The following is a 26398-nucleotide window of genomic DNA, read 5'->3' on the forward strand; positions in this document are numbered from 1 at the left end:
TTAATGATGGTCGTGCACAAGCTTTCATATCTGGTGTTATCCAGATGTCTAATTTTATCTATTACCCTACCTGGGGAATGGCTTGGCTTGAAACGCCGATGAAGGACGTGGTAAGCTGCGATAAGCCTAGGCGAGGCGCATACAGCCTTTGAACCTAGGATTTCCGAATGGGACTTCCTACTTTTGTAATCCGTAAGGATTGGTAACGCGGGGGATTGAAGCATCTTAGTACCCGCAGGAAAAGAAATCAACTGAGATTCCGTTAGTAGAGGCGATTGAACACGGATCAGGGCAAACTGAATCCCTTCGGGGAGATGTGGTGTTATAGGGCCTTCTTTTCGCCTGTTGAGAAAAGCTGAAGTTGACTGGAACGTCACACTATAGAGGGTGAAAGTCCCGTAAGCGCAATCGATTCAGGTTTGAAGTGTCCCTGAGTACCGTGCGTTGGATATCGCGCGGGAATTTGGGAGGCATCAACTTCCAACTCTAAATACGTTTCAAGACCGATAGCGTACTAGTACCGCGAGGGAAAGCTGAAAAGCACCCTTAACAGGGTGTGAAAAGAGCCTGAAACCAGGTAGGTATGGAATGGCGTGGCCCCAAAGGCAACTGTTCTGAAGGAAACCGTCGCAAGGCGGCTGTACGAAGAACAGAGCCAGGGTTGCGTCCTCCGTTTCGAAAAACGGGCCGGGGAGTGTATTGTTGTGGCGAGCTTAAGATCTTCACGATCGAAGGCGTAGGGAAACCAACAAGTCCGCAGAATCTTTAGGGACGGGGTCTTAAGGGCCCGGAGTCACAGCAATACGACCCGAAACCGGGCGATCTAGGCCGGGGCAAGGTGAAGTCCCTCAACTGAGGGATGGAGGCCTGCAGAGTTGTTGCCGTTCGAAGCACTCTTCTGACCTCGGTCTAGGGGTGAAAGGCCAATCGAGCCCGGAGATAGCTGGTTCCCCTCGAAGTGACTCTCAGGTCAGCCAGAGTTCAGGTAGTCGGCAGGGTAGAGCACTGATAAGATGGTTAGGGGAAGAAATTCCTCGCTGTTTTGTCAAACTCCGAACCTGTCGTCGCCGTAGGCTCTGAGTGAGGGCATACGGGTAAGCTGTATGTCCGAGACGGGAATAGCCGAGACTTGGGTTAAGGCCCCTAAATGCCGATTAAGTGTGAACACGAAGGGCGTCCTTGGTCTAAGACAGCAGGGAGGTTGGCTTAGAAGCAGCCACCCTTTAAAGAGTGCGTAACAGCTCACCTGTCGAGATCAAGGGCCCCGAAAATGGACGGGGCTAAATCGGCTGCCGAGACCCAAGGGCACCGCAAGGTGATCCCGTAGGGGGGCGTTCTGCGAGGGCAGAAGTTCGGCTGTGAAGTCGAGTGGACCTCGTAGAAATGAAGATCCCGGTAGTAGTAACAGCATAAGTGGGGTGAGAATCCCCACCGCCGAAGGGGCAAGGGTTCCACAGCAATGTTTGTCAGCTGTGGGTAAGCCGGTCCTAACTCTCGAGGTAACTCCTTTGAGGGGAAAGGGAAACAGGTTAATATTCCTGTGCCATCTAGATACGCGTGGCAACACAAGGTTAGTTTCCAACGCTTCTGGGTAGGCTGAGTGTTCTTGTCTGGACATTCAAGCTTATAAGTCCGGGGAGAGTTGTAATAACGAGAACCGGATGAAAGAGTGATGAGCTCTCCGTTAGGAGAGTTCGGCCGATCTCTGGAGCCCGTGAAAAGGGAACTAGCAAGGATTCTAGATGTCCGTACCCAGAACCGACACTGGTGCCCCTAGGTGAGTATCCTAAGGCGTAGCGGATGAATCTAGTCGAGGGAAGTCGGCAAATTGGCTCCGTAACTTCGGGAGAAGGAGTGCCAGTGATCTTGTTTAAATATGGGATCGCTGGTCGCAGTGACCAGGGAGGTCCGACTGTTTAATACAAACATAGGTCTTAGCGAGCCTGAAAAGGTGTGTACTAAGGCCGACGCCTGCCCAGTGCTGGTACGTGAACCCCGGTTCCAACCGGGCGAAGCGCCAGTAAACGGCGGGGGTAACTATAACCCTCTTAAGGTAGCGAAATTCCTTGTCGGGCAAGTTCCGACCTGCATGAATGGCGTAACGAGACCTCCACTGTCCCCGACTAGAATCCGGTGAACCTACCATTCCGGCGCAAAGGCCGGAGACTTCCAGTGGGAAGCGAAGACCCCGTGGAGCTTTACTGCAGCCTGTCGTTGGGGCATGGTTGTGAGTGTACAGTGTAGGTGGGAGCCATCGAAACCTTTTCGCCAGGAAAGGTGGAGGCGATCCTGGGACACCACCCTCTCATGACCATGTTCCTCACCCTTTTAGGGGACACCGGTAGGTGGGCAGTTTGGCTGGGGCGGTACCCTCCTAAAAATGCATCAGGAGGGCCCAAAGGTTGGCTCAAGCGGGTCAGGACTCCGCTGTTGAGTGTAAGGGCAAAAGCCAGCCTGACTTTGTTGCCAACAAAACGCAACGAAGAGGCGAAAGCCGGGCCTAACGAACCCCTGTGCCTCACTGATGGGGGCCAGGGATGACAAAAAAGCTACCCCGGGGATAACAGAGTTGTCGCGGGCAAGAGCCCATATCGACCCCGCGGCTTGCTACCTCGATGTCGGTTTTTCCCATCCTGGGTCTGCAGCAGGACCCAAGGGTGGGGCTGTTCGCCCATTAAAGGGGATCATGAGCTGGGTTTAGACCGTCGTGAGACAGGTTGGTTGCTATCTGCTGGATGTGTAGGCTGTCTGAGGGAAAGGTGGCTCTAGTACGAGAGGAACGGGCCGTCGGCGCCTCTAGTCGATCGGTTGTCTGACAAGGCACTGCCGAGCAGCCACGCGCCAAGAGATAAGAGCTGAAAGCATCTAAGCTCGAAATTCATCCTGAAAATAGACAGCCGTTTCCTTCGGGAACGAGAACTCCCGTAGAAGACGGGTTTGATAGGCTAGGGGTGTACGCATCAAGGTTCTTCCGAGATGTTCAGCCCGCTAGTACTAACAGTTCGAGAGATAATTTAGGCATCTGGACACTTAAAGATATGAAAGCTAAAATGCACTTTTAATTTAACACTTTGACATAACGGTCAAAGCGGAGGTGTAACATCCGATCCCATCCCGATCTCGGAAATTAAGCCCTCCAGCGATTCTTTAAGTACTGCTATCTAGTGGGAACAAAGTGACGCCGTTAGTCACTTTTTTAAATGTCTCAAAATTACCCTTTTTATGGTAAGGGGGCTGGTGACTATCCAACTGGGAGGAAGCTCTGCCCACTCAATTACGTAGATTTCCTGAGAAGGAATAAACAAAGTATAGAAACGACACGGTTCCAAAAAATATGACTATGATATTTTAAAATTGAGGATTTTTGGAAAATCGATGAAACGACTTTGTTTTGCGTGAGTGCAAGCATTATGCGCTAAGCTGAATGTCACCGAAATTACAGAAGGCAGGCTATAGCCCCGATGCCATTTTAATAAAATTTAAAGGCGAATATCCTATTTTTCGGATTTAGAATTTTTTAATTATATTTTTGTTTTTAAATAAAAATCACTGTCAATTTTTTTAACATTTTTTGTTAATTGTTAAAGGTATATATGTTTTTAAACCCTATTTTATCTATAGAATTTAAGAAATGGTTTGTGATAATTTATGCTCCATGTTTCAGCTTCAAAAAATATGACTGAATATTTTAAATCGATTTTAAATGATGTGAATAACCTGTATTTTATTGCGGAAGAATGTAGGAAACTTGGATATGATGTAGTGGATAAAGTAGAGATTCCCTTGGCAAAAGACATGGCAGATCGGGTTGAAGGTATTGTGGGGCCTCCAAAAGTTTCTGAAAGAATACGGGAATTGGTAATGGAACTTGGAAAAGAACCTGCAGCACTTGAAATTGCAAAAGAAATTGTAGAAGGTAGATTTGGAGAATTTGGGAAAGAAGAAGGTGCTGAACAGGCAGTAAGGACAGCTTTAGCAGTAATTACCGAAGGAATTGTTGCAGCACCTCTTGAAGGTATAGCCCACGTTAAGATAAAAAAAAATCATGACGGTACGGAATATCTTGCAATATATTTTGCAGGACCCATAAGGAGTGCAGGGGGAACTGCACAAGCTTTAGCGGTTCTTGTTGGGGATTATGTTCGGAAAAATATGAACTTAGATAAATTTAAGCCAACAGACGATGAAGTTGAGCGTTATGGTGAAGAAATAGACCTTTACCAATCCGAAGTCACTACTTTTCAATACCAGCCAAAAATAGAAGAAATAAGAACTGCTGTAAGAAATATTTCTGTTGAAATCACAGGTGAGGCAACAGACGATGTTGAAGTTAGTGGACACAGGGATTTAGAACGGGTTGAAACAAACCAAATTCGTGGAGGAGCCCTTTTAGCACTGGTTGAAGGAGTACTTTTAAAAGCACCTAAAATCTTAAGACACGTTGATAAACTTGAAATTGAAGGCTGGAATTGGTTAAAAGAACTTAAAAATAAAAAAGAAGAAATTAATGAAGATATTAAAGATGAAAAAGAAGATTTTAACTACGAAGAAGAAGAGGACTTATCTCAATACGATGACTGTGAAATAGAGGAAGTTACGAAATTTATCGGGGAAGTTATTGCCGGAAGGCCAGTATTTGCACACCCTTCAAAAAAAGGCGGATTTAGATTGAGGTACGGTAGAAGCAGAAATACAGGATTTGCAACTGATGGGTTTCATCCTGCAATAATGTATTTAGTAGATGATTTTATGGCAGTTGGGACCCAGTTAAAGACTGAACGTCCTGGAAAGGCAACATGCGTTGTTCCTGTTGATAGTATCGACCCTCCGATAGTTAAATTAAATAATCATAGTGTTTTAAAAATTGATACTGTAGAAAAAGCTATCAAGTATAGAAAAGACGTGTTAGAAATCTTATTTTTAGGAGATATTCTCGTAAACTATGGGGATTTTTTAGAAAATAACCACGTAATGCTTCCAAGTAGTTGGTGCGTTGAATGGTACGAAAAAATACTCAAAGTTAATAATATACCCTATTCAACAGAATTCATAAGTAATCCTAGCCCAAAAGAAGCGGTAAAGTTTGCAATAACGACAAAAACACCGCTTCATCCAGTTTATACTTACCATTGGCATGATATCTCCAAAGAAAATATTTATTCGCTTAGAAATTGGATTTTAAGAGGTAATTTTAATAAAAATAGTGATAAATGGGAGATTTCTTATGACCTAGAAAATCCTGAAGATATATCAAATAAGAGATTTTTAGAACTAATTGGGTGCTGTCACGAGGTAGTTGACGGTAAAATTTTTATTTTAGAATATTATCCATTACTCTATTCTTTAGGCTACGATTATGAAAATAGTTTTGATAGTGTAGAAAATCTTGAAGAAAAAGTTTCCAATGCCAAAAACAACATGCACCTAATAAACCTGCTTTCGCATTTTGAAATTCGAAGAAATACTTATATTTACGTGGGTGCAAGAATGGGTAGGCCAGAAAAAGCGGCTTCCCGTAAGATGAAACCGCCTGTAAATGGATTATTTCCAATTGGGAATGCAGGGGCACTCGTAAGGCTAATAAATAAGGCAGTTGAAGGGGGAAAAACTGACGAAATTGAAATTTCAAATGTAATGTGCAGTTGTGGAAAAGTTAGCCTTTATAAAAAATGCCCGTTTTGTGGAAAATCTGTTATTCCAACAGGCCCAACAAGAATAAAACTTCCAATAAAAGATTATTGGTACAATGCACTTGAAAATTTAAAAATAAATAAGCCAGGGGATGTAAAATGTATTAAAGGAATGACCTCAAAAGATAAAATAATAGAGCCCTTAGAAAAAGCAATTTTACGAGCTGTAAATGATGTTTATGTATTTAAAGATGGTACTACCCGATTTGACTGTACGGATGTTCCTGTAACTCACTTTAAACCTTGCGAAATTAATGTTAGTGTAAATCGGTTAAAAGAACTTGGTTATTTAAGAGATATAAATGGCAACTCATTAGAAAATGACAAACAGGTATTGGAATTAAAAGTACAGGATGTAATAGTTCCTGAGTCGTGTATGGATTATTTTTTAAACGTTTCAAAATTTATAGATGATTTACTTGAAAAATACTATAAAAAAAATAGGTATTATAACTCTTCAAATAAAGAAGACTTAGTTGGACACTTGATTATAGGAATGGCTCCTCACACTTCTGCAGGAATGGTTGGAAGAATTGTAGGATACAGTAAAGCAAATGTAGGATATGCACATCCTTATTTTCACGCATCAAAACGTAGAAACTGTGATGGGGATGAAGATGCATTTTTCCTGTTACTTGATGCATTCCTCAATTTTTCAAAAAAATTTTTACCTGATAAAAGAGGGGGGCAAATGGATGCTCCACTAGTACTTACAACGATATTGGATCCAAAAGAAGTTGACGGTGAAGTTCACAACATGGATTCAATGTGGGAGTACCCTCTTGAATTTTATGAAAAATCCTTAGAAATGGTTACTCCAAAAGAAATTAAAAAATTGATGGAAACAGTAGAAGATAGACTAGGTAAAGATGAACAGTATGAAGGAATTGGCTATACTCATGAAACTTTAAAAATTGATGAAGGGCCACTCATATGTTCATATAAAACCTTAGGTTCAATGATGGATAAAACTTCGGCTCAACTTGCAGTTGCAAAAAAGATACGTGCAACTGATGAACGGGATGTTGCAGAAAAAGTTATACAGTCCCACTTTGTACCTGATTTGATAGGTAATTTACGGGCATTTTCAAGACAGGGGGTAAGATGTAAATGTGGTGCAAAATATCGAAGAATACCTCTAAAAGGAGTATGTAGGAAGTGCGGCAGTAGGTTAATTTTAACAGTTTCAAAAGGGGCAGTTGAAAAGTACATGAATGTTTCACAAACCATGGCTGAAAAATACAATGTAAGTGACTATATAAAACAGAGATTAGAAATTATACGAAGTGGAATTGATAGCCTCTTTACAAATGATAAGAGAAAGCAGGTTAAAATTGAGGATTTTTTTAAATAAATTAAATTCTTTAAATTTAAAAAAAGGTGGGTTTATGATAGGTTAAATTTAAACAATAAAAACCTTTTTAAATAATTTTTATCTAATTTTTAAAATTTAAAAAAAGAATTAAGAAGTTACATGTAAAGATTTGTCGGTAACTCTGTTCTAATAATCTTTTTCAGCACTTCATCAAGATCTGCTTCTTCTATGGTATCTCTATCTTCAAGAATTGCTTTATGAAGGGCAGGCTTTAAAAATTTTTCTTTTATTGTTCTACCGTTCATATTTTTGGTTTTTTCAACGTATTTTTTAAAATTTACGTTTAAAGATATGGGCATTTTTTCAGCATAAAGTTCCATTATCTTGAGTCTTTCACTGTCATCGGGCATTTTAAATTCTATTTCTTCTTCAAATCGGCTTCTAATTGCAGAATCTAGCATTTCAGGGTTGTTTGTTGCAGCAATAGTTACAATTCCTTCGTTACTTTTGATACCGTCAAGTTCCGTTAAAAGTGCATTTACGACTTCAGAAACATCTCCTCTTAATGATTGAAACTGTCTGCTTAATGCAATTGCATCGAGTTCGTCAATAAAAATTATACAAGGGGCATTTTCTAAAGCTTCTTCATATAAACTTTGAATCTGTTTTGAACCGTCGCCAACATGGTCTCCAATAAGCTCAGTAGCTTTTATTAAATACAGGGGAACATCAGTTTCAGTTGCAAGGGCTCTTGCAAGTAATGTCTTACCTGTTCCCGGGGGCCCATAGAATAAAATATTTTTTGGAGCCCATTCTCCGAAAATTTCCGGATTTTCAAGATATTTTATTATAATTTTACACTTTTTCTTTGCTTCAAATTGCCCTATAACTTCTTCAAAACTGGTCTCTCTAAATTTAGGGTTTTTTTGTTTATCTAAGCTATTTTCAAGTTTGAAGAGAGTATCTTTTGTTATGATGCCTCCTTCTTTAGGATATAGTGAAATTACTTTAAATGCGTAATCGGGAATAATCGTACTGTCAAATAAGTAACTACCTTCTTTTACGCTCTCATTTTCCCACTGTTCTCTCGCATATGAATTGAAAAGCATATGGTCTTCTACACTAACCTTTAAATTCTCGCCATTAACCCTTATTGGAAATCCAACTGGTTCTAAAATTACGTATTTTAAACACATAGCTTCTTCAGGAATAACTGGTGATTTTTGCTGATTTTTTTTGAGTTTCAGGCTACTGATATTAATGTTGCTCATCAGTGCACCTCTTCTTAAATGTTAAAAAATTGTATACTTAAAAAAAGTATATTCTTACTATGGTAGTTTGTTATATAAGGTTAAGTAACTATGCCGATTTAATATATAAAGCATATATATTATGATATAGTAGATTATATAAAGAATTTTGACTAAATCGGCATTTTAGTGGAGGTAACTAAAAATGGATCCTTCTTCATTAATTTGGATATTTTTTATATTTATGTTTTTTTACCCTCAGGTATTATTTAGATATAAGCTTCTACAAAGGTACAAATTTATAAAAAACTTTGAAACGTCCCGAAAAGCAAGGGCAATTGTTATGATACACAGGCAAGAACAGCTTGCACTATTTGGAATTCCATTTTACCGATTTATAAACATTGAAGACAGTGAAGAAATTTTGCGTGCAATTAGGATGACTCCTGGGGATATGCCGATAGATTTAATACTCCATACTCCCGGAGGCCTTGTTCTTGCAAGTGAGCAGATTGCAACTGCATTAAAAGAACATAAGGCAAAAACAACAGTTATTATCCCCCATTATGCGATGAGCGGTGGAAGTTTAATTGCACTATCTGCTGATGAAATTATAATGGATAAAAATGCGGTAATGGGCCCAGTGGATCCTCAAGTTGGCCAGTATCCTGCAGCGTCAATTATAAGTGCAATAAATACAAAATATGTAGATGAACTCGATGATGAAACGTTAATTTTAGGAGATATTTCTAGAAAGGCAATAGATCAGGTAAAAGAGTTTGTTTACGACATATTAAAAGACAAACTTGGCGAAGAAAAAGCAAAAAATTTATCTGAAACTCTTTCAAGTGGAAAATGGACTCATGATTATCCATTAACTATTAAAAAATTAAAGGAACTTGGTGTTGAAGTAACTACTGATGTTCCAAAAGAAGTTTATGAACTTTTTGACCTGTACCGGCAACCTGTAAATCAAAGACCTTCTGTACAATATGTTCCCGTACCTTATAAGGGTGGATTTAAAGATGAAAAATCAAAAGGTAAACCTAAACGGTAAATTTTATTCAATTAAAATTGCAGATAATTTCTTTAAACGTGCTTTTGGACTGATGTTTAAAGATATTAGAAATAATGAAGGTCTTTTATTTAAATATGGAAATAGAAAACTCCATATCCATACTTTTTTCATGAAATACCCCATAGATGTAATTTTTTTAAAGGATGATTTTGTGGTGGATATTGTATCAAATTTAAAACCGTTTAAAACATATAATTCAAAAGTAAAATCCAATAAAATGTTTGAAATAAAGTCTGGAGCTTTAGATATTTCTAAACTACTTGGGAAAAAATTAGAATTTAATGATTAATTTTTAACGATTACATATTATTTTTTGAACAGAAACATAATTATTCGTTCCTTTAACAGTTAATTCCCCGTTTTGGATTTCAATAAGATCTCCTTCTTTAAAATTACCGTTTATATCTATTTCAGAGTAGATTTCGGGGTTTAAACAAATTTTATCAATTGCAAGGAAACTTTCATTTAAAACTAAGCTACCATTTTTTATAATTCCAATTTCGCCTGATTTTGCGATTTTGTTTACAATAGTCATTAATTTCTGCATTTCCGCCATTTTTATCGATAGTTCTTCCCGATATTCACGTAAATCATTTAAATCTTTTTTAATTATGCTTTCAATATCTTTTTCAGCATTTTGACAGTATAAAAAATCATAACCTTTACTCAATGTCGGGTTTTCAATTCCAACTAATATTTTTTCAAAAATTGTTCTGATTTTTAAAACATCCATCTTTGAAATTTCGGATAAGTATTTTTTAAGTTCTAATTCAACAATTTTTTTCACGTATTTATTCCCAAAAACAACTATTCCGGTTCCGGTTTTTACTGATTTTTTTACAATATTGTCGTTTTCAATATCGAGTATTACACAAATGTCCTTTGAAAGATACATTTTTTTTCGCTTTGAATCTTTTCCAATAGTTCTTACTTCACCAATAAGGGTATTTTCAAGCTGTTTAATTTTTTTCTGGTCATCAAGAATATGGACTTTTACAGAAAATTCGGCTGATTTTTCTGATAAATCATCATCGTTTTTTATTTTTCCAGAATAAAGAAGTTCTTCAAGCATTTCACGTTTTTTTTCTTCGCCATTAAATAAAATGGTTCTTTTATCTCCTGCAATCACTACGCCGTTTTTTCCATAGTAACCGATGATTACGCTCATGATTTTCACCTTTTTATTATATAATATTTAAATATAACTTCCATAATATTATTAAATATTACGAATACATTAACTACAACACCTAATACATATTTGGAGGTAAAACATGGTAGACATGGACAGAATAAGTATTTCGCTACCAACAAATCTTCTTGCAGAATTCGATGATATAATTGCTGAAAGGGGTTATGCAAGCAGGAGTGAGGCAATAAGAGATTCAATTCGTGATTACCTTATAAAACACAAGTGGATTCATAGTTTAGAAGGTTCAAGGGCTGGAACAATAAGTATTATTTACGACCACCACTCTACAGACGTAATGGAAAAACTGACAACTATTCAACACGATTACGAGAAAATTATCGTTGCAACAATACACATGCACCTTGACCACGACCACTGTATGGAGGTAGTTCTTGTAAGGGGCGATGCATCAAACATTAAAGAATTAACAGACAAACTTACATCACAAAAAGGCGTAAAGCAGGTAAAACTTACGGTAATGGTTCCAGGAGGAAACATTCCCCAATAATTATTCATACTATTTTAACTTTTTATAAGTATAAGTCTTACTTACTGATTTTATTTTAAACAAAATTTATACTAAAAAGGGACAACAATGGTAATTTCTAAAAAACATGAACAAATAGTTTTTGCACTTTTAATGTCATTTTCAATGGCATTTATAATATCCCTTGTAATGACACTAGTTAATAATGGATTTAGGTTAAATAGTTTATTATTTTGGCCAAAATCATTTTTAATAGGATATATTGTGGCATTTCCAACAGCGTACTTTTTATCACCCGTTATTAGAAAAATAACTTTAAAACTAATACGGTAGAATTTAGGGGCCCTAAACTATTATAATATTGGTTCAAAACCAGCCGATTTTATTTCATTATGTTTTTTCAAAACTAAATCTTCAAAATTTTCTTCAAAATTTTCTTCATTTGAAATAAAATTTATTGTATATTTCGTTTTTTCATAAAAATTGGGAGTTTCTATATTATACTCTTTTTTAACATATCTTAAAAGACATTTATTTATAAACATGCTATATCCTTCTTCAAGGAGGTCTATCGCATAAAATGGATTTTTTACGACTTTTGAAACCCTAAAATCAATTTTTTCATTTTTTAACGTTTTCCAAACGATTCTATGGGCAGAAAAATTTACTCCAAGCAAATTTTTAAAGTTGAAGTCGCCTTTTGATACCATTAAAAAATGGTCGTATGCAACAGGTATCGGGTCTCCAATTCGGTAACTCCAGTACGGGTCGTCAATTCCAATTGTATCGGTAAGATTTGATTTATGTAGTTTTAAAATATTTGAAAATGAAGAAACAAGCACATCATCAAAAAGAATTTTTCCAACCTCCCCACTTACAAACCCACACGCAATAAACTTTGTTTTAGAAACCCTTTCTTTAATGGCAGTATAATATTTTACAATTTGGTAAGCTTCTTCTGAAAGAACAGTTCCTGCAGGAGAGGCATACGCTAGATTAACTCCTAATTTAGCCTCTAATCTTTTCAACTGTATATTTACCGTTGATGGGGGGATATCAAGTAGTTGTGCAACTTTATTTTGTGATTTTGTTTCAAGTATTAACTTCAAAATTTCAGCTTGAGATGGAGTAATTACTTTATCCCTATAGTTTATATTCAATGTTACACTTAAATCAGATTCGTTTAGTTTATTCAAAAAATATCCCTTTTAAAACCAAATATTAGCAGTATAATTTTAAATAAATTTACATAATCTACATAAATATTATAAATTCAAGTATTTTAAACTATCAGGGGAAAATATGGATTCAGTAGCCACTTTAGAAAATTCAATAAAAGCATTTAAGTTAACAGAAAAATACCATGGAGATGCCGTTAGTTTAGAACGTGCTCTTTTTTTAGGATGGTATTGCAGTTTAAACGACCCTTGTAAGTTCTGTTTTATGTCGACACAAAAACAAAAGATAAAAGAACCATTAAGGGCAAGAAGGCGAATTGAAAGCATTTTGGCAGAAAGCATAATTATGAAAAGAATCGGATGGAAATTAGAGTTTATTTCTGGAGGATACGGATATACTACGGAAGAATTAAATGATACAATAGAAATGGTTTCTTATGTTCAAGGGTCAAAACAATACTTAAACGTTGGAATAATTGATTTTGAAAACATAAACTTGGAAAATATTGAAGGAGTAGTTGGGGCTGTTGAAACAGTAAATGAAAAACTACATAAAGAGATATGCCCTGGAAAACCAATTGATAAAACAAAGGAAATGCTTATCCATGCAAAAGATAATGGGTTAAAAACCGGAATTACCATAATATTGGGATTAGGTGAGTCTGAAAAAGATATTGAAACCCTTTTAAACATGATTGAGGAACTTGAACTTGATAGAATTACATTTTATTCATTAAATCCCCAAAAAGAAACTATTTTTGAAGGTAGTGCTTCAATAACAACTCTTGAATACATGAACTGGATTTCATCAGTACGGCTGAATTTCCCAAAAGTGAAAATTGCAACTGGTACATGGGTTGATAAACTAACAAACATCGGGCCTCTTATAATGGCAGGTTCAAACGTAATTACGAAGTTTCCATTATTTTCACTTTATGGTAAAAAGGAAGGTAAAACAGTTGAAAACGAAATTTATTCAACAGGCAGAAACTTATATGGGAGTTTTTCAGATATTGACGCACTAAAAGGCCTAAAACTTGCAAAAAACACGAAATATGTGGATGAAAAAATAAGTATTTCTAGCAAAAATTTAGATGCCGTTGAACGGATGAAAAAAGATGTTGACAAAAAAATTGAAGGATATATTAAAAAGGCTTTAAAAACTCCTTTTTCAGATTTTGGTGAATAATATTTTATTTATTGAACGCAAAATACACATTCTATTTTATATACAAACATGAAATATAAAATAGATAATTAAATTCTTAACTTTACATGTTAAACTTTACATGTTAAACTTTACATCTTTAAATTTTAAATATTAACTTTTAAACTTTAAATTTTAAATTTTAAATATTATGGGATACTATGAAACACAGAAAGCTTGAAGAAAACGAAAAATTGGCAGTAAGAAACGCCATTTCAAGATACATTGGAAAAAAAGTTGAAGAACTTGAATACAGTAATTTTTTAATCCTAAAAGGAAAGGCAAAAAATGTAATCTATGTAAGTACTGAAGTTTTAAAAGAACTCGATAAATTTGACGATATTTATAGTGCCGGAATAAATATCGGTGAATTGGAAGAAATTTCGGGCAAAGAAAAGTTTTTACCATCATTAGAAGGAGTTACATTAGTTTCAAGAGATATAGTTAAAAATTACGCAGTCATTAACCAAAAAGGCGAAAGTTTATTCTTGTATAATAGGGATGTATTTGACACGTCAATAATTGAAATTGTTGGTGACGGAAAAGTTGTAATTTTTAACGAAAATCGAGAACTACTTGGAATTGGAAAATATGATGGGAAAATTATAAAAAATACTATGGATCGTGGCTGGTACCTAAGACACGGCGGATAATACGGTGACTATAATGAATTCTAAGAAATTATTAAGGCAAATTTTAGTGGATATTTATAAAAATCTTGATGAATATTCAAAAGATCTCATAATGGCCGAAAATTTAGAAGTTGAATTTAAAGGGCTTAACATACAATCTTTAGATGGTAAAAGGCATTTTATAAAAAACCTCCACGATTCTGAAGAACTCTCTTCTTTTGAATCGGTAGTTCGCAAATACCATTTAAGAAAAGTTAACTTAAAAAATTCAGATGACGGACTTATTATTATTCATTTAACCTCAAGAAAGGCAAACACATACTCGTTTGAATTAGACAATGCATTTGAAGTTGTTAAAAAAACGTATGCAAATGTTTCATTTGAGCATAGGGATAGAATTATACAATGGAACGAACTTGAGGATGAACAATTAGATAAGGAACTTTCAAGATTTGATGTTAATTCTGAAAAAATTGTAAACGAGGTAATTGAAAATACTAAAATAAATGAAGTTTTAGTATACATTGATGTTTTCATGGACTTGGAAAAAATAGAAAATTTTATTGAACGAGAAGATGGTAAAATAATATTATGGATTCATCCAACTTTTTTATTCTCAAAAGAACCTGTTTTAATTGGACTTATAGCTTACGAACTTTCAAGATATGATTACGTGCTATTGGAACGAAATTATCAGAATATACTCGAATACTGTAAGGAATATCGGGAATTATGTAATAAAAACCTGAAAATAATTGAAAAAATTAGGGAAATAGCAGTTAAAAGAAATGATTCAGATGTTATAAAAGAAATTGACCGGCTAACTATGATTTAAGTGACAGCATGAAACTAAGACAAAAACCCGAAGACTTTATCGTAAATGAGATTTTAGAATATAAACTTGTAGATTATGGAAATTACTCCCTTTATAGGCTTAAAAAATTAGGGATAGAAAATTTAGCTGCAATTTCATATATTTCAAAGAATTTTAAGATTCCGTTAAATGATATTGGTTACTGTGGTTTAAAAGATAGACACGCAATCACAACCCAATATATAACTATTCCAAATGAATACGGCAGGATATCATTAGATGAAGAGAATTTAACTTTAGAATATGTAGGAACTATTGAAAAACCATTAAAAATAGGGGAACTTTTTGGAAATTCGTTTGAAATTGTTGCAAGGAATATCGATAAAAATGATTTTTTAAAATTTGCTGAAAATATCGACACTTTAAAGGACGGAATTCCAAATTATTTTGATGAACAGCGTTTTGGAAGTGTTTTTAATGGTAAATTTATAATAAAAGAAATTATCAATGAAAATTATGAAAGTGCAGTTAAAATACTACTTACCAATTATACAAAAAGTGAAAAAAAGTCATTAAAAGATTTAAAACGGTTCATAGCTAAAAATTGGGGGAATTGGGATGCATGCATAAAATACATTGAAAAAAAACAGATAACAAGCAAAATGTTTAAAAATATGATAAAGTCCCTTAAATATGAAAATGACTTTAAAAAATCATTTTATTACGTGGATAATCGATTAAAAGAACTTTTTATTTCCGCTTACCAGAGTTATATCTGGAATGAATGTTTAAAGGAAATTTTAAAAGAAAAACTCCAAAAAGATGACAGAAAATACATTGATTACTCTTGTGGAACATTTTTATTTTACAAAAATTTGGAAAAAGATGTTTTTGAAGATATTGCTAAAATCGAGTTTCCAACAATTGCAATTGATAAAGAATACGAGGAATTTGAAAATAGGATAATAAATTCAGTCTTAAAAAAAGAACGGATTAAAATTGCTGATTTTAAGAAGATAACCTTTGGAAAATTGAAATATTCAAAAAGGCCAATTATTTCAATCCCTAAAAATGTAGAAATAGGTAATTTTAAGTCTGACGAGCTAAATATAAAAAAATATAAACTTAATTTAAAATTTACACTTAATAAAGGAAGTTATGCAACAATGGTCGTCAAAAAAATATTTGAAACGTTTTAATATTAAAAAGTATATTTTAAAAATAACAGGTATTCAATTTAGCAAATTTTCCTCAACTGCTTCAATTGAACGCATTTTATCGTTTAAATTTTTTGAATGTAACTCCATTTTGTTTTTAAATGATAAAACTGCTCTTTCTACTTCTTTTGGAGCTGGACCCCCAATTACATCTCTTAATTTTACGTTTTCATAAGGGTCTAGTGCAGAGTCTATTTTTTCCTTTGATAAATGAAGCCCATTGGCCTTAAAGACATCTAAAATTATATCTTTAATTTCAACTTTTTCTTCAATCGAAGTCCTTACAAGTTCCCCAACGATCCCATGAGCCATTCTAAATGCAATATTACATTCCCTTACAAGGGTATCTGCAAGTTCTGTTGCGGTAGCATAATTTTTTTCTGCATTTTCTTTCATTCTTTCTTTATTTACTTTAATAGTTGAAACCATTCCATCAATCATTTTAATACAGTCTATTATGGTATAGGTGCTTTTCCAAAGATGTGGCGATATTTCTTGCAAATCTCGATTATATGTATTTGGAAGGGCTTTCATAATTGTTAAAACAGTTATAAGATTGCCATTTAGTGTTGAGAGCTTTGCACGGGCAATTTCTGCTACATCCGGATTTTTCTTTTGGGGCATTATCGAAGACGTGGACGTGTATTCATCTGCAATTTCAACGGTCTTAAATTCTGCAGTAGAGAATAAAATGAGTTCTTCACAGATTTTTGAGAGGTTTGTTCCAAGCATTGAAATATTTGCCATTGTTTCTACAATAAAGTCTCTTGAAGATACTCCATCCATTGAATTTTCGATTAATTCGTAAAATCCTAAAAGTTCCATAGTTCTTTTTCTATCGATATTAAATCCTGTTGTGGCCATTGCACCGCAACCTAACGGGGAGATGTTAATCCTGTTATATGCATCAAAAAATCTTGAAATATCTCTTTCAACTGCTGAAACGTGGCTTAAAATTTGATGTCCAAAGGTAACAGGCTGTGCCTGCTGCAAATGGGTATATCCAACAGTTATAGTTTCGCTATGTTCTTTTGCAAGGGAGAGCATATTTTCTTCCATGTCTATTAAGAGTTTTACTATTTCAAGAACTTTTTTTCTTAAAGAAAGTCTTAAATCTGTTGCAACTTCATCATTTCTACTTCTTCCAGTATGCATTCTTCCAGCAACGTCTTCACCTAATTTTTTTATCAGTTCACTTTCAATTACCATATGAATATCGTCAAGAGAAGGGTCTAAATTTAAGCTATCCATTCCTACTTTAGCTATTTTTTTAAGTTCTTCAATTACTTTTTCACCAAACTCTATGGAAACAATTTTTTGCTCCATAAGCATTGTTGTATGTGCAATATCACATAAAATATCGCTTTGAAAGATTTCTTTATCAAATTCAAGGCTAGTTGTAAATTTCATCACGTCTTCTTTAACGCTACTTCCAAGTCTTCCACGTCTTAAAATATTCATGTTTTATTCACCTAAACGGACTTTTTACTTTAAGATTAGACATCCAAACTATAAAAATTTTTGATATTCAGACATCATGCACCGTTCAAGCACTACGTTAAAATTATTTTTTAAAAGATAATCTACTGTAGACTCAAACGAAGTTCCTGGCTGAAACCATATTACGGGCTTTTTATCGCCAATATTTTTTAAAACATCGAAAGTTTTTTCAGGACTTATAAATACTGTAACAATATCAATATTATCGCCTATATCTAATAAATCTTTATAAACTGTCTTTCCAAGTATTTTTTCCCCAAAATATTTGGGATTTATAAGGTATATATTAAATCCCGCATCTTTTAAATATTTTGAAACGAAATAACTTGGTTTATCCTTATTTTTAGAAATTCCTATGATTGCAACGTTTTTTGAAGTTTTAATGATTTTTTCAATCATTTTACTATTTAATAACTGACTTTTGGTAGATTTAGCTGTAATCTTCATTTTATGACCTTAATTCTAATGTTTAAGTCCAATTTACTTATTCAGTGAATTTAAATAATATATTACATATACCAAAAGGCGAATAAATATTATTAATAAGTAACAGGTGGGATTAATGAACAATCTAAAAACCATAGATATGCTCGAAAATGATTCTATTAAAGTTGAAATTGTAACACATGAGAGTCTTAGCGGTTCAAAAACGGGACGGGGTGCCAAAACAATTTATTATCAGGAAAAAGCAGGAATAAAATTAAAAAATGTGAAGATAACTTTAAAAGGTGGTTCAGTAGCAATCGAAGCAGGCGCCCTTTACTTTATGAAAGGAAATATTGAAGTTAAAAGCGCAGTTGGAAAAGGATTCATGAAAAACCTTGGAACCAGCCTTCTTAGCGGTGAAAAACTCTTTAAACCAGAATATACTGGAACCGGAGAGATATGGCTTGAACCCTCTTTTGGCCACTATGCAATAGTTGAATTAGAGGATGATGAAATTATAGTTGACAAGGGTTTATTTTATGCATGTCAAAACACCCTTGAAGTTTCGGCAGTATCTCAAAAAAACATATCTTCAGCACTTTTTGGTGGTGAAGGGCTTTTCCAAACAAGAATTAAAGGTTCAGGAATAGCTGTTCTTTCAATCCCCGTTCCACAAAATGAATTGATAATCTATAAGTTGGAGGATGACACTTTAAGTGTAGATGGAAATTTTGCAATACTTAGAAAAGGAAAAATTGATTTTACCGTAAAACCTATCTCTAAAGGTTTAGGAACAATGGCTTCAGGTGAGGGACTGGTTCAAACATTTAAGGGAACCGGAGAAGTATGGCTTGCACCAACCCAGATAGTATACGAATTACTTGATATGGGATACCCTTTAAGTTCAATAAGTGGAGCTGGAAGTTCTAACACGAAAACAAAATAATTTAAAAACTTTTTTTATTTTTTAAATAACTATTTAATGGATATTTTATATAGTATGATAATTAAATTTTCACGTGTTTTTAATGTTTTTGGATAATTTAGACAGTATTCGGGATTTAGACTTAATTGAAGAAATTACTGATAGTTCCAACTTTAAACTGGTTAAACATCGGCTAAAATTATTATTTTGGAATAAAAATGAAAATAAAAATTTAGAATTATTAAATGAAGGATATTCAACGTATTTAAGGGAATATTATAATATTTTACATGTTTATAGCCCCTATAACACGCAAGAATTTGAAGATAAAATTGATTATTTAACACTGATTTTTGCATCGAATTCAAAATACCATAGTATATACATTAAAAAACTTGCAGAAGAGTATTCTATAAAAATTCCACTAGAAGAAGGTGAATCAAAGGTAAATGTTTGGGATTTTATCGATATTGCAGCAAATTCTAGAAACAATGATTTACACCTTGAAAGGATGATTCTTGAAGGAAATAATGTACTATTAAATGAAAAACGTCAAAAAATATTTAATTTTGAGAAAATACGGCTTAAAATTAAAAATTACGTTGAAAAAGTAAGAAACGCAGAAATGCCTAAGGAAATTAAGGAAATGCTTTTAAAAAAATCTGAAGAAATTTTTTTAGATATAAATGTGGACTTTAATGTAGAAAGCGGAATAAAGCTAAAAACAAAGGAATTTTCTGGAAATATTCCCGAAAATTGGCATCCTCCATGTATGCAGGAGATTTTAAATGACGTACTTTCAGGCGGTTCTCCTTCTCACTACGCTAGAAGAAGTTTCGTAGTTTATCGGTTTGTTTCCCAATTTGACCCTAATTTACGACCTATTTTGGATGGGACCCTGGTAAATAAAAATGCACTTGATATAGCGACTGAATCTGAAATTGAAGGGTTTTTAAATAATATAGTAAATATTTTTAAATCAATTGGGGATTTTGACGTTGAAAAAACTAAATACTATATAAGCCATAATATTGGGTATCGAGTTACAAACCACATAACTCACTCTGAATACTGTAAAAACTGGCGTGACGACGGCGGAAAAGGTCTTGGATACTACTGTAGGCCTGATTCAATATGTATGAGAAAAGATGTAATTCACCCACTTGATTATCTTTGCCATAATATCAATAAAAATTTAAAAAAAACAGACTAACAGTGAAATTATGATAACTAAATTTCTAGATATTGAGATTATATTATCCCCTGAATCGTATGAACGGATGAATGAACTTGATAAAAACGATTTTTCAGAATTATTTAATAAAGTAGTAGAATTTAAGAAGAAAAAAGATGAATTTTTACTTTTAGACTCTCATTTTTTAGATATTTTTTTAGGGAATAATCTAAAGTATATTTTAGAAACTTATGGAAACTTTGATTTTTTAGCTTACTATACATCAGGCGATTTTTTAAAATTGGAGAATAATACTAAGTTTGACACTAACGATTATGAAGTAAATAATATTGAAAACAACAACTTAGGGGCATCTAAAAAAGAAAACGTTAAAACTGAAATGGTTATTTACGACAGGGATTTTGATAGTGAACTAGAAGTTTTAACTGTTCCAATTAATGAAAATTTGCTAAAACTACAAGAAGAGCGTAAAAAAAGGATTTTTGAAATTAAAAGACTGAAAGAAGGCATAAATACTCGAATAAAGTATATTGCAAAGGATATTGAACCCCAAATTCATATTTACGATGAATATGATGTTACCGGAAAATCCACGTGTGAAGGGTCGCTTGATGATTTTGTAAAATATTTTAAAGACCGGTTTAATACTATAAAAAAAATAATAGAGTCAAAATTACAAAAAAAAGCATACCCTTTAAATCAACTTTCAAGGCGTAAAAAAGAAACAGGGGTATTTATTGCAGGAATAGTTTCAGATATAAATTCTACGAAAAATGGCCACAAGATTGTCGAGATAGAAGATGAAAACACGACTTTTAGGGTACTTTTAATGAAGGATAAAATTGATAAAGGCGATGTTCCAAACGATATTCTTTTAGATGAGGTAATCGCATTTGAAGGAACCCTAAACGATAAAGGCGATGTAATGTTTGTCGATAAAGCATTTAGGCCCGATATTACTCCAAAAAATCCTCCCAAATCTTCTGAAGAAAAGTTATTTACTGCATTTTTATCCGATGTTCACATTGGAAGCCATGAATTTATGGCTAAAACATTTGGAAAGTTTATAAAATTTTTAAATGGCGATGTTTCTTCAGGTCTTGAAGAAAAAATAGTCAGCAGATTAAAATATATTTCAATTGCAGGGGATCTTGTAGATGGCGTTGGAATTTACCCTGGCCAAGAATACGATCTTTACGACGTTGATATTATTTCACAATATAAAGAATTTGCAGCTTATTTAGAACAGATTCCAGAACATATAAAAATAATAGTATCTCCTGGAAATCACGATGCTTTAAGGCCTGCAGAGCCTCAACCGGCATTTGATGAGTCAATAACTGACCTTTTTCCAAAAGAAAATATTAATTTTATTGGAAACCCAGGATTAGTAAATATTCACGGGCTTGATTTATTACTGTACCACGGTAGAAGTTTTGATGATGTAATTGGCCAGATTTCATCGGCCCAATATACTGACCCACCGTCAATAATGCGAGAACTTTTGAAACGAAGGCATTTATGCCCAACATATGGTGGAAGATGTCCGATAGCTCCGGAACATATTGATTACCTTGCAATACATAAAGAACCAGATATATTCCATACTGGCCACATTCATATAAATGGATATGGGAATTATCGAGGGGTTACAATGGTAAATAGCGGTACGTTTCAAGAACAAACTGATTTTCAGAAAAAAATGGGAATCCGGCCGACTCCCGGAATTGTGCCAATATTGGACCTTTCAAAAACAAAAGATCATGTCATAGAATGGAATAATGGAAAAATCGTAGTGGTAAACCAATATTAAATTAAAATAGATTATTTTAATTTTTATTTTTTAATTTATCTTTTCCAGCTCTTTTTATCGCTTCTTTCATTTCTTTTACAGCATCTGGATTTTTTTCAGTAAGTGTACCTGTTACAATTACATCTGCGCCACTTATTACCTTTTCATATGCGACATCTGGAGACCTAATGCCTCCTCCAACTATTAAGTTTATCCCGCTTAACTTTTTTGAGATTAAAATCATTTCGTTACTTACGGGAAACTCTGCACCGCTACCTGCTTCTAAATATGCCCATCTCATTCCAAAGTAAGATGCAGAGAGACAGTATATGCTTGCAATTTCTGGCTTTTTTTGTGGAATTTCATTAACTTCTCCAACAAATCCAACTGCAGTTTTACTTATCGGCTCTATTCCTAAATATGCCATCGGAATTGCTTCAAGACCGTATTTTTTAATCGTAAGTGCCCCTAATGTTGGTGCAGTCATATTCCAGTATGTATTTTTTGAATTCATCAAAGACATGAATAAAACAGCATCTGCTTCTTTAGTAACTCCATCAACGTTTCCTGGAAACAGTATTACTGGAAGATTAGTAATTTTTTTAATGTTTTTTGTAACTTCATCAAGATTTGTAATCCCGATACTCCCACCAATTATTATTGCATCGGCATAATCTTTTACTTTTTCTGCAACTTCAGCGTAATTTTTTTCATCAGGGTCAATTAAAACAAAGTATAATGCCCCTTCTTTTTTTAGTATATTGTTTAATTCAGTTTCAATTTTTCCTATTTTTAGATCCATGATAATCCTCTAGCCTAACTATCTTTTAAACTTATATTTTAATTCAGTATTAAAATTTAATCATTTGATTTTTACCAATTTTTACCATAACATGCTAATTTTAGCAAAATTCAAATTTAAAATAAAAATACATGATATAAATTATATTAATACCCCCGTCTTAATATTTTTTGAACATAGCTTTATATATCGAACAGTGCTACCCTACTAGTCCAAAATTGGGCAGTTAGATGCGGTGAAAATATGGAACAAATTGTAATGGTAACTATCGCAGCTTATGCGGCATTTTTGGCTATAATGGCGCATGTAGCTTACAAGATATATCTTAAAAGATTTATAAAATTATAATTTATGTTAATTGTGCTAAATTATTACCAACCGATAAATATCAATATTTATTCTATTTTTTCAAGTTCCAGCTTTTCTTTTAATTCATAAAACAATTTTTGGGTTCTTTTAAAAGTTCCTCGAATTACTAAGTTTTCGTAGCCTATAAAATGAATTTTTATAGTATTATTTAGGTATCCTAATGCAATAATTATTAATGATGTAACTATGCCAACAACTAGGCCGTAAATACTGTACCCACTAACTAAAAGAACAAATGCGAACCATACTTCCCCAATTAAAATAGATAAATAAAATCCAAATACGCTAAACTCTATTCCCGAAACATATTCTATTTTCGCATGTTTTTCTCCTTTAAATGAGTAAACACTTACAAAGCCATTTTCAACTCTAACAATTTTTTTAAACGGATTTTGGACAAAAACAGTCTGACCTTTGACCATAGCTACACCATTAGTTAATTATAAAATTAAATATTTAGATATTATGTTATTTTTCAATAATTGATTCATTTATCGCCATTCCAAAATGCCTAGCATTTTCATCAGGTTTTATCAAAACTTTTAATCCTTCTTTTAAATCAACAACTGAAATGGGCTTTCCTTCATCAGAAACAAGTCTTATAGTTTCAGCATTTTGAAGAATAGTTCTTAATATTTCTCCATTGTATTCTGCTTCAACTAAAAATAGGGGCCTTTTTTCTATTTTTATGCGCCCGATAACAGTTTCCCTTGTTTTTCCATCTTTATTAACAATAAGTACTTTATCTCCGGCTTTTAAATCACTTAAATATTTAGTTTTATTTTCAGGGCATAATATATACGCATGAACAGGGCCTGCATTTACCCTAAACGGCCTTGTTGCAACGTAAGGGTTTTCAACGGACTCGGAATGTACTAAAAACATGCCCCTTGAATATGACCCAATTAACATGCCTTCCCCGATTTCCATAATTGAACAGGTGTCAATACAAACCCGATCGCCACTTCCAACTGGTTCAATTTTTTTAATTACCGCATAATCAAGAGCTACATTTTCAAAATTCATACTATCTATTAATTTTGAAAATTCTTTTACTTCATTGATATCTTTTGGTACAAGCACTACTCCATCAACGCCCTTTTCTAAAATTTCGTAAGCAGCTTTTGCATCATTTACATTATTTACTAAAGATACAATTTTTATATCTTCATTAAATAAGTCGGCAATAATATTTTCAAGAGGAATAATTGTCCAGTCTTTACCTTCTAAAATTATGTAATCTACAAAATCAAGTCTGCTTACTTTAGTTGCGTAAATTTCATCTTCTTTTGTTTCAATTGTAATATATACGCAAGTTTTTTTTCCAGAATCTTTTGCAGATTTTAAAATATCTAAATCATCTTTTTTAGTCACTAAAACAATATCCGCATCTAAACTATCTGAAATTATTTCAATGCTTCCTAATTCCCTTACTGTACTAATTTCATCTTTTTTAACAATAATTGCAGGAATTGAACTTTCAAGAGAATCTTTAACTGTATCTTTTCTTTCTTCAATGTCAGAGGAACTTGACATTATCCATCCAAATTTCATGAATTCACCACTGAATTTATTTTAAATATGTCCTTTGTTTACTGACTTAATATATGTTAATCTATATATTTTTATGTATTATTGGTATATTATATTAAAAATTAACTTAGTGATAATATGCTAACAAAGATATGTAAGGATTGTTTCATGCTAATGGATTACTATTTTTCAAAAGAATGGTTTCAATTACTGTTAATTGGTACCGCATCTTTAATTTTAGCATGGCATTCTCTTCCTTATTTCTCATGGGATGTTGGTTTTGACGAAAACTTAAAGTATATTTTAAGCACACTACCTCAAACCCAAGGTGCAATTGTTGGAATTGTAGCTTCAATTTCAATCGTTGCAATTCAAATGGTAAGCCAACAGTATTCAACTAGAATTACTCATTTACTACTTAATAAGACTTATTGGGGGCTTATAATTGTATATATAATTTCAATGAGCTACGAAATATTACTTCTTGGATTCATGCCTACAGCAAGGATTCCAGTTTATATTTGGGGTGTCGAGGTTCCTTATTACATTTTGATCTGGATTTTGTTTTTTTTAATCTATTTTGACTTTTTAATACTCCTCCCCTATACTAAAAACACAATAAATAGTTTGAAACCTGAAAATGTTATAGAAAACCTTATACAATCAATAAAAAGAGATGAAATAAATAATTATCGTTCAATTGACTCTGAAAATATTGATTATCGGTCTGCAAGGAAAATACCTAAAAATACCCTTAGAACTGTTTATTACATAATAGACCGTAGTTTAAAGGCTAATCATTATTTAACTGCAAGAAACGGGCTAATTTTATTGGGGTCAAATTACGTTCCATTATCAAACAATGGAAAATCGAAAAATAAATTTTTTTTCGAAAACTACATAGAAAATATTGAAAATCTTGGAATTAGCGCATATGGTGCACCATTTTCAATTTCAAGGGAGGCAATAATTTCGCTTGAAAAAATTTTTAAATACGAACTTGAAAGAAATACTGACCTTTCACTAAGGGCATTATTAGGGATTAAAAAAATAGGGCTTTTATATGCCCAAGAATTTGAATTAAAGATAGATAATGTGGATGAAAGAAAAATGCTTCTAACTGCTTTCAACCGGCTCCAAAATATTTTGGAATATTTACTTTTAAGGTTTAAAAATTGTGAAAAAGTATCTCTTGAAAAATTAGAAGCATGGATTGAAATATATTTTGAAATTTTACGCATAAACGAACAAATTTTATTTAAATTACACTCTAAACGAATTTTGAATTCTAAAGATGCAGAAATTTTAATAATGGAATCATTAAATTCATTTTCAAACCCATTCGTTAGATTTATTTTAGTTTTTAACAATGATGAAGTTATTAAAAAAATGCTTTTAAAAACATTAGAAACGTTAAAGTCTTACTTTAAATTAGTATTGGAATTGAAAAATGAAAATATAGGGGATTTTTCGGAATATTTTTTAAAATTAACCGCAGTTTACGGTAAACTATTGGATGAATTCTACGAAAAATCTAATTATTCCATAATACACATAATTATAAGTGATATGGTTGAAATAACGGAAAATTCTAATGGATACTGTACTTTTAACAATTTATTTGAAAATTATAAATTTAAAAACGAATCAGACGTTCAAAAAGCTGAATACTTTAAAGAACTGAAAAAAAGGTATATCTTAAATCTTTCAAAAAACACTGAATAAAAAAAATGATTAAAATTTTATATCATCAAGATGTAGTATCTTAAAAACACTAAAATCTAAAAACCTAATCG

21 protein-coding genes, 2 rRNA genes and 1 other RNA gene are annotated in these 26398 nt (G+C 33.2%); 16 read left to right on the top strand and 8 right to left on the bottom strand.

All coding sequences use genetic code 11. The annotated features are described in order from the left end of the window. The first annotated feature begins 49 nt into the window (after positions 1-49). From MEVAN_RS06170 to polC, 4 genes are all read left to right on the top strand, one after another. A 23S ribosomal RNA gene (locus MEVAN_RS06170) occupies positions 50-3018 on the top strand. A gap of 57 nt (positions 3019-3075) precedes the next feature. Further along, positions 3076-3190 (top strand): 5S ribosomal RNA (gene rrf / locus MEVAN_RS06175). A 35-nt stretch (positions 3191-3225) separates the two neighbouring features. Then, an RNA gene (gene rnpB / locus MEVAN_RS08815) (RNase P RNA component) lies at positions 3226-3465 on the top strand. Between the two features lie 183 nt (positions 3466-3648). After that, a complete protein-coding gene (polC, locus tag MEVAN_RS06180) occupies positions 3649-7044 on the top strand; it encodes a DNA polymerase II large subunit (RefSeq protein WP_012066009.1) in 3396 nt (1131 codons plus the stop codon). A 116-nt stretch (positions 7045-7160) separates the two neighbouring features. On the opposite strand, the gene MEVAN_RS06185 is transcribed toward polC, so the two are convergent. After that, positions 7161-8276 carry an AAA family ATPase gene (locus tag MEVAN_RS06185; RefSeq protein WP_012066010.1) on the bottom strand — a complete coding sequence of 372 codons (1116 nt, stop codon included), beginning with the start codon at positions 8274-8276 and terminating at the stop codon, positions 7161-7163. A gap of 184 nt (positions 8277-8460) precedes the next feature. On the opposite strand from MEVAN_RS06185, the gene MEVAN_RS06190 reads away from it, so the two are divergent. Then, complete coding sequence (locus tag MEVAN_RS06190) at positions 8461-9312, top strand: SDH family Clp fold serine proteinase (protein ID WP_012066011.1); 852 nt, start codon at positions 8461-8463, stop codon at positions 9310-9312. After that, the gene (locus MEVAN_RS06195) at positions 9281-9622 is read left to right on the top strand and encodes a DUF192 domain-containing protein (RefSeq protein ID WP_012066012.1); all 342 of its coding nucleotides are present in this window, start codon (positions 9281-9283) and stop codon (positions 9620-9622) included. The genes MEVAN_RS06190 and MEVAN_RS06195 overlap by 32 nt, the downstream gene beginning before the upstream one ends. A 3-nt stretch (positions 9623-9625) precedes the next feature. Here the strand turns inward: MEVAN_RS06195 and MEVAN_RS06200 are convergent, their stop codons facing one another. After that, on the bottom strand, positions 9626-10501 hold the full coding sequence (locus MEVAN_RS06200) for an MJ0548 connectase family domain-containing protein (RefSeq protein ID WP_012066013.1): 876 nt from the start codon (positions 10499-10501) through the stop codon (positions 9626-9628). A gap of 106 nt (positions 10502-10607) precedes the next feature. On the opposite strand from MEVAN_RS06200, the gene nikR reads away from it, so the two are divergent. Next, positions 10608-11033, top strand: coding sequence for a nickel-responsive transcriptional regulator NikR (gene nikR, locus MEVAN_RS06205; RefSeq protein ID WP_012066014.1), 426 nt, complete (start codon positions 10608-10610; stop codon positions 11031-11033). A gap of 87 nt (positions 11034-11120) precedes the next feature. Then, positions 11121-11345 (top strand): DUF2798 domain-containing protein, encoded by a 225-nt coding sequence (locus tag MEVAN_RS06210; protein ID WP_012066015.1) that lies wholly within the window; start codon positions 11121-11123, stop codon positions 11343-11345. 20 nt (positions 11346-11365) lie between these two features. Here the strand turns inward: MEVAN_RS06210 and MEVAN_RS06215 are convergent, their stop codons facing one another. After that, complete coding sequence (locus MEVAN_RS06215; protein ID WP_012066016.1) at positions 11366-12208, bottom strand: helix-turn-helix transcriptional regulator; 843 nt, start codon at positions 12206-12208, stop codon at positions 11366-11368. A gap of 106 nt (positions 12209-12314) precedes the next feature. Between MEVAN_RS06215 and MEVAN_RS06220 the strand changes: the two genes are divergently transcribed. From MEVAN_RS06220 to truD, 4 genes are all read left to right on the top strand, one after another. After that, entirely contained in the window at positions 12315-13379 is a 1065-nt protein-coding gene (locus tag MEVAN_RS06220) for a radical SAM protein (RefSeq protein WP_012066017.1), read from the top strand. Positions 13380-13558: 179 nt separating this feature from the next. Then, positions 13559-14050, top strand: coding sequence for a PUA domain-containing protein (locus MEVAN_RS06225; protein WP_012066018.1), 492 nt, complete (start codon positions 13559-13561; stop codon positions 14048-14050). A gap of 13 nt (positions 14051-14063) precedes the next feature. After that, a complete protein-coding gene (locus MEVAN_RS06230) occupies positions 14064-14864 on the top strand; it encodes a hypothetical protein (RefSeq protein WP_012066019.1) in 801 nt (266 codons plus the stop codon). A gap of 8 nt (positions 14865-14872) precedes the next feature. Then, complete coding sequence (gene truD, locus MEVAN_RS06235) at positions 14873-16042, top strand: tRNA pseudouridine(13) synthase TruD (protein ID WP_012066020.1); 1170 nt, start codon at positions 14873-14875, stop codon at positions 16040-16042. A gap of 33 nt (positions 16043-16075) precedes the next feature. Here the strand turns inward: truD and argH are convergent, their stop codons facing one another. Beyond that, complete coding sequence (gene argH, locus MEVAN_RS06240) at positions 16076-17521, bottom strand: argininosuccinate lyase (protein ID WP_012066021.1); 1446 nt, start codon at positions 17519-17521, stop codon at positions 16076-16078. 48 nt (positions 17522-17569) lie between these two features. Further along, a complete protein-coding gene (locus tag MEVAN_RS06245) occupies positions 17570-18007 on the bottom strand; it encodes a CoA-binding protein (RefSeq protein ID WP_012066022.1) in 438 nt (145 codons plus the stop codon). A gap of 115 nt (positions 18008-18122) precedes the next feature. Between MEVAN_RS06245 and MEVAN_RS06250 the strand changes: the two genes are divergently transcribed. From MEVAN_RS06250 to MEVAN_RS06260, 3 genes are all read left to right on the top strand, one after another. Beyond that, the gene (locus tag MEVAN_RS06250; protein WP_012066023.1) at positions 18123-18932 is read left to right on the top strand and encodes an AIM24 family protein; all 810 of its coding nucleotides are present in this window, start codon (positions 18123-18125) and stop codon (positions 18930-18932) included. 82 nt (positions 18933-19014) lie between these two features. Next, the gene (locus tag MEVAN_RS06255; RefSeq protein WP_012066024.1) at positions 19015-20124 is read left to right on the top strand and encodes a hypothetical protein; all 1110 of its coding nucleotides are present in this window, start codon (positions 19015-19017) and stop codon (positions 20122-20124) included. Positions 20125-20134: 10 nt separating this feature from the next. Continuing rightward, entirely contained in the window at positions 20135-21919 is a 1785-nt protein-coding gene (locus tag MEVAN_RS06260; RefSeq protein ID WP_012066025.1) for a DNA-directed DNA polymerase II small subunit, read from the top strand. 16 nt (positions 21920-21935) lie between these two features. On the opposite strand, the gene MEVAN_RS06265 is transcribed toward MEVAN_RS06260, so the two are convergent. From MEVAN_RS06265 to MEVAN_RS06275, 3 genes are all read right to left on the bottom strand, one after another. Continuing rightward, positions 21936-22700: a geranylgeranylglyceryl/heptaprenylglyceryl phosphate synthase gene (locus tag MEVAN_RS06265; RefSeq protein ID WP_012066026.1), complete on the bottom strand. Its 765-nt coding sequence runs from the start codon at positions 22698-22700 to the stop codon at positions 21936-21938. Positions 22701-23095: 395 nt separating this feature from the next. Further along, a complete protein-coding gene (locus tag MEVAN_RS06270; protein ID WP_012066027.1) occupies positions 23096-23491 on the bottom strand; it encodes a hypothetical protein in 396 nt (131 codons plus the stop codon). Positions 23492-23537: 46 nt separating this feature from the next. Continuing rightward, entirely contained in the window at positions 23538-24623 is a 1086-nt protein-coding gene (locus MEVAN_RS06275; RefSeq protein ID WP_012066028.1) for a 3-dehydroquinate synthase II, read from the bottom strand. Between the two features lie 117 nt (positions 24624-24740). Here MEVAN_RS06275 and MEVAN_RS06280 point away from each other — a divergent pair, with 117 nt between their 5' ends. After that, positions 24741-26327 carry a DUF2254 family protein gene (locus tag MEVAN_RS06280; RefSeq protein ID WP_012066029.1) on the top strand — a complete coding sequence of 529 codons (1587 nt, stop codon included), beginning with the start codon at positions 24741-24743 and terminating at the stop codon, positions 26325-26327. Positions 26328-26398: the final 71 nt, after the last annotated feature.

It is taken from the genome of Methanococcus vannielii SB (assembly GCF_000017165.1).
Lineage (GTDB): Archaea > AGJL01 > Methanococci > Methanococcales > Methanococcaceae > Methanococcus > Methanococcus vannielii.

Excerpts from the sequence above, each read along its gene's own strand:
- polC (WP_012066009.1), top strand. The coding sequence starts at position 3,649 with ATGCTCCATGTTTCAGCTTCAAAAAATATGACTGAATATTTTAAATCG.
- MEVAN_RS06185 (WP_012066010.1), bottom strand. The coding sequence starts at position 8,276 with ATGAGCAACATTAATATCAGTAGCCTGAAACTCAAAAAAAATCAGCAA.
- MEVAN_RS06190 (WP_012066011.1), top strand. The coding sequence starts at position 8,461 with ATGGATCCTTCTTCATTAATTTGGATATTTTTTATATTTATGTTTTTT.
- MEVAN_RS06195 (WP_012066012.1), top strand. The coding sequence starts at position 9,281 with ATGAAAAATCAAAAGGTAAACCTAAACGGTAAATTTTATTCAATTAAA.
- MEVAN_RS06200 (WP_012066013.1), bottom strand. The coding sequence starts at position 10,501 with ATGAGCGTAATCATCGGTTACTATGGAAAAAACGGCGTAGTGATTGCA.
- nikR (WP_012066014.1), top strand. The coding sequence starts at position 10,608 with ATGGTAGACATGGACAGAATAAGTATTTCGCTACCAACAAATCTTCTT.
- MEVAN_RS06210 (WP_012066015.1), top strand. The coding sequence starts at position 11,121 with ATGGTAATTTCTAAAAAACATGAACAAATAGTTTTTGCACTTTTAATG.
- MEVAN_RS06220 (WP_012066017.1), top strand. The coding sequence starts at position 12,315 with ATGGATTCAGTAGCCACTTTAGAAAATTCAATAAAAGCATTTAAGTTA.
- MEVAN_RS06225 (WP_012066018.1), top strand. The coding sequence starts at position 13,559 with ATGAAACACAGAAAGCTTGAAGAAAACGAAAAATTGGCAGTAAGAAAC.
- MEVAN_RS06230 (WP_012066019.1), top strand. The coding sequence starts at position 14,064 with ATGAATTCTAAGAAATTATTAAGGCAAATTTTAGTGGATATTTATAAA.
- truD (WP_012066020.1), top strand. The coding sequence starts at position 14,873 with ATGAAACTAAGACAAAAACCCGAAGACTTTATCGTAAATGAGATTTTA.
- argH (WP_012066021.1), bottom strand. The coding sequence starts at position 17,521 with ATGAATATTTTAAGACGTGGAAGACTTGGAAGTAGCGTTAAAGAAGAC.
- MEVAN_RS06245 (WP_012066022.1), bottom strand. The coding sequence starts at position 18,007 with ATGAAGATTACAGCTAAATCTACCAAAAGTCAGTTATTAAATAGTAAA.
- MEVAN_RS06250 (WP_012066023.1), top strand. The coding sequence starts at position 18,123 with ATGAACAATCTAAAAACCATAGATATGCTCGAAAATGATTCTATTAAA.
- MEVAN_RS06255 (WP_012066024.1), top strand. The coding sequence starts at position 19,015 with ATGTTTTTGGATAATTTAGACAGTATTCGGGATTTAGACTTAATTGAA.
- MEVAN_RS06260 (WP_012066025.1), top strand. The coding sequence starts at position 20,135 with ATGATAACTAAATTTCTAGATATTGAGATTATATTATCCCCTGAATCG.
- MEVAN_RS06265 (WP_012066026.1), bottom strand. The coding sequence starts at position 22,700 with ATGGATCTAAAAATAGGAAAAATTGAAACTGAATTAAACAATATACTA.
- MEVAN_RS06270 (WP_012066027.1), bottom strand. The coding sequence starts at position 23,491 with ATGGTCAAAGGTCAGACTGTTTTTGTCCAAAATCCGTTTAAAAAAATT.
- MEVAN_RS06275 (WP_012066028.1), bottom strand. The coding sequence starts at position 24,623 with ATGAAATTTGGATGGATAATGTCAAGTTCCTCTGACATTGAAGAAAGA.
- MEVAN_RS06280 (WP_012066029.1), top strand. The coding sequence starts at position 24,741 with ATGCTAACAAAGATATGTAAGGATTGTTTCATGCTAATGGATTACTAT.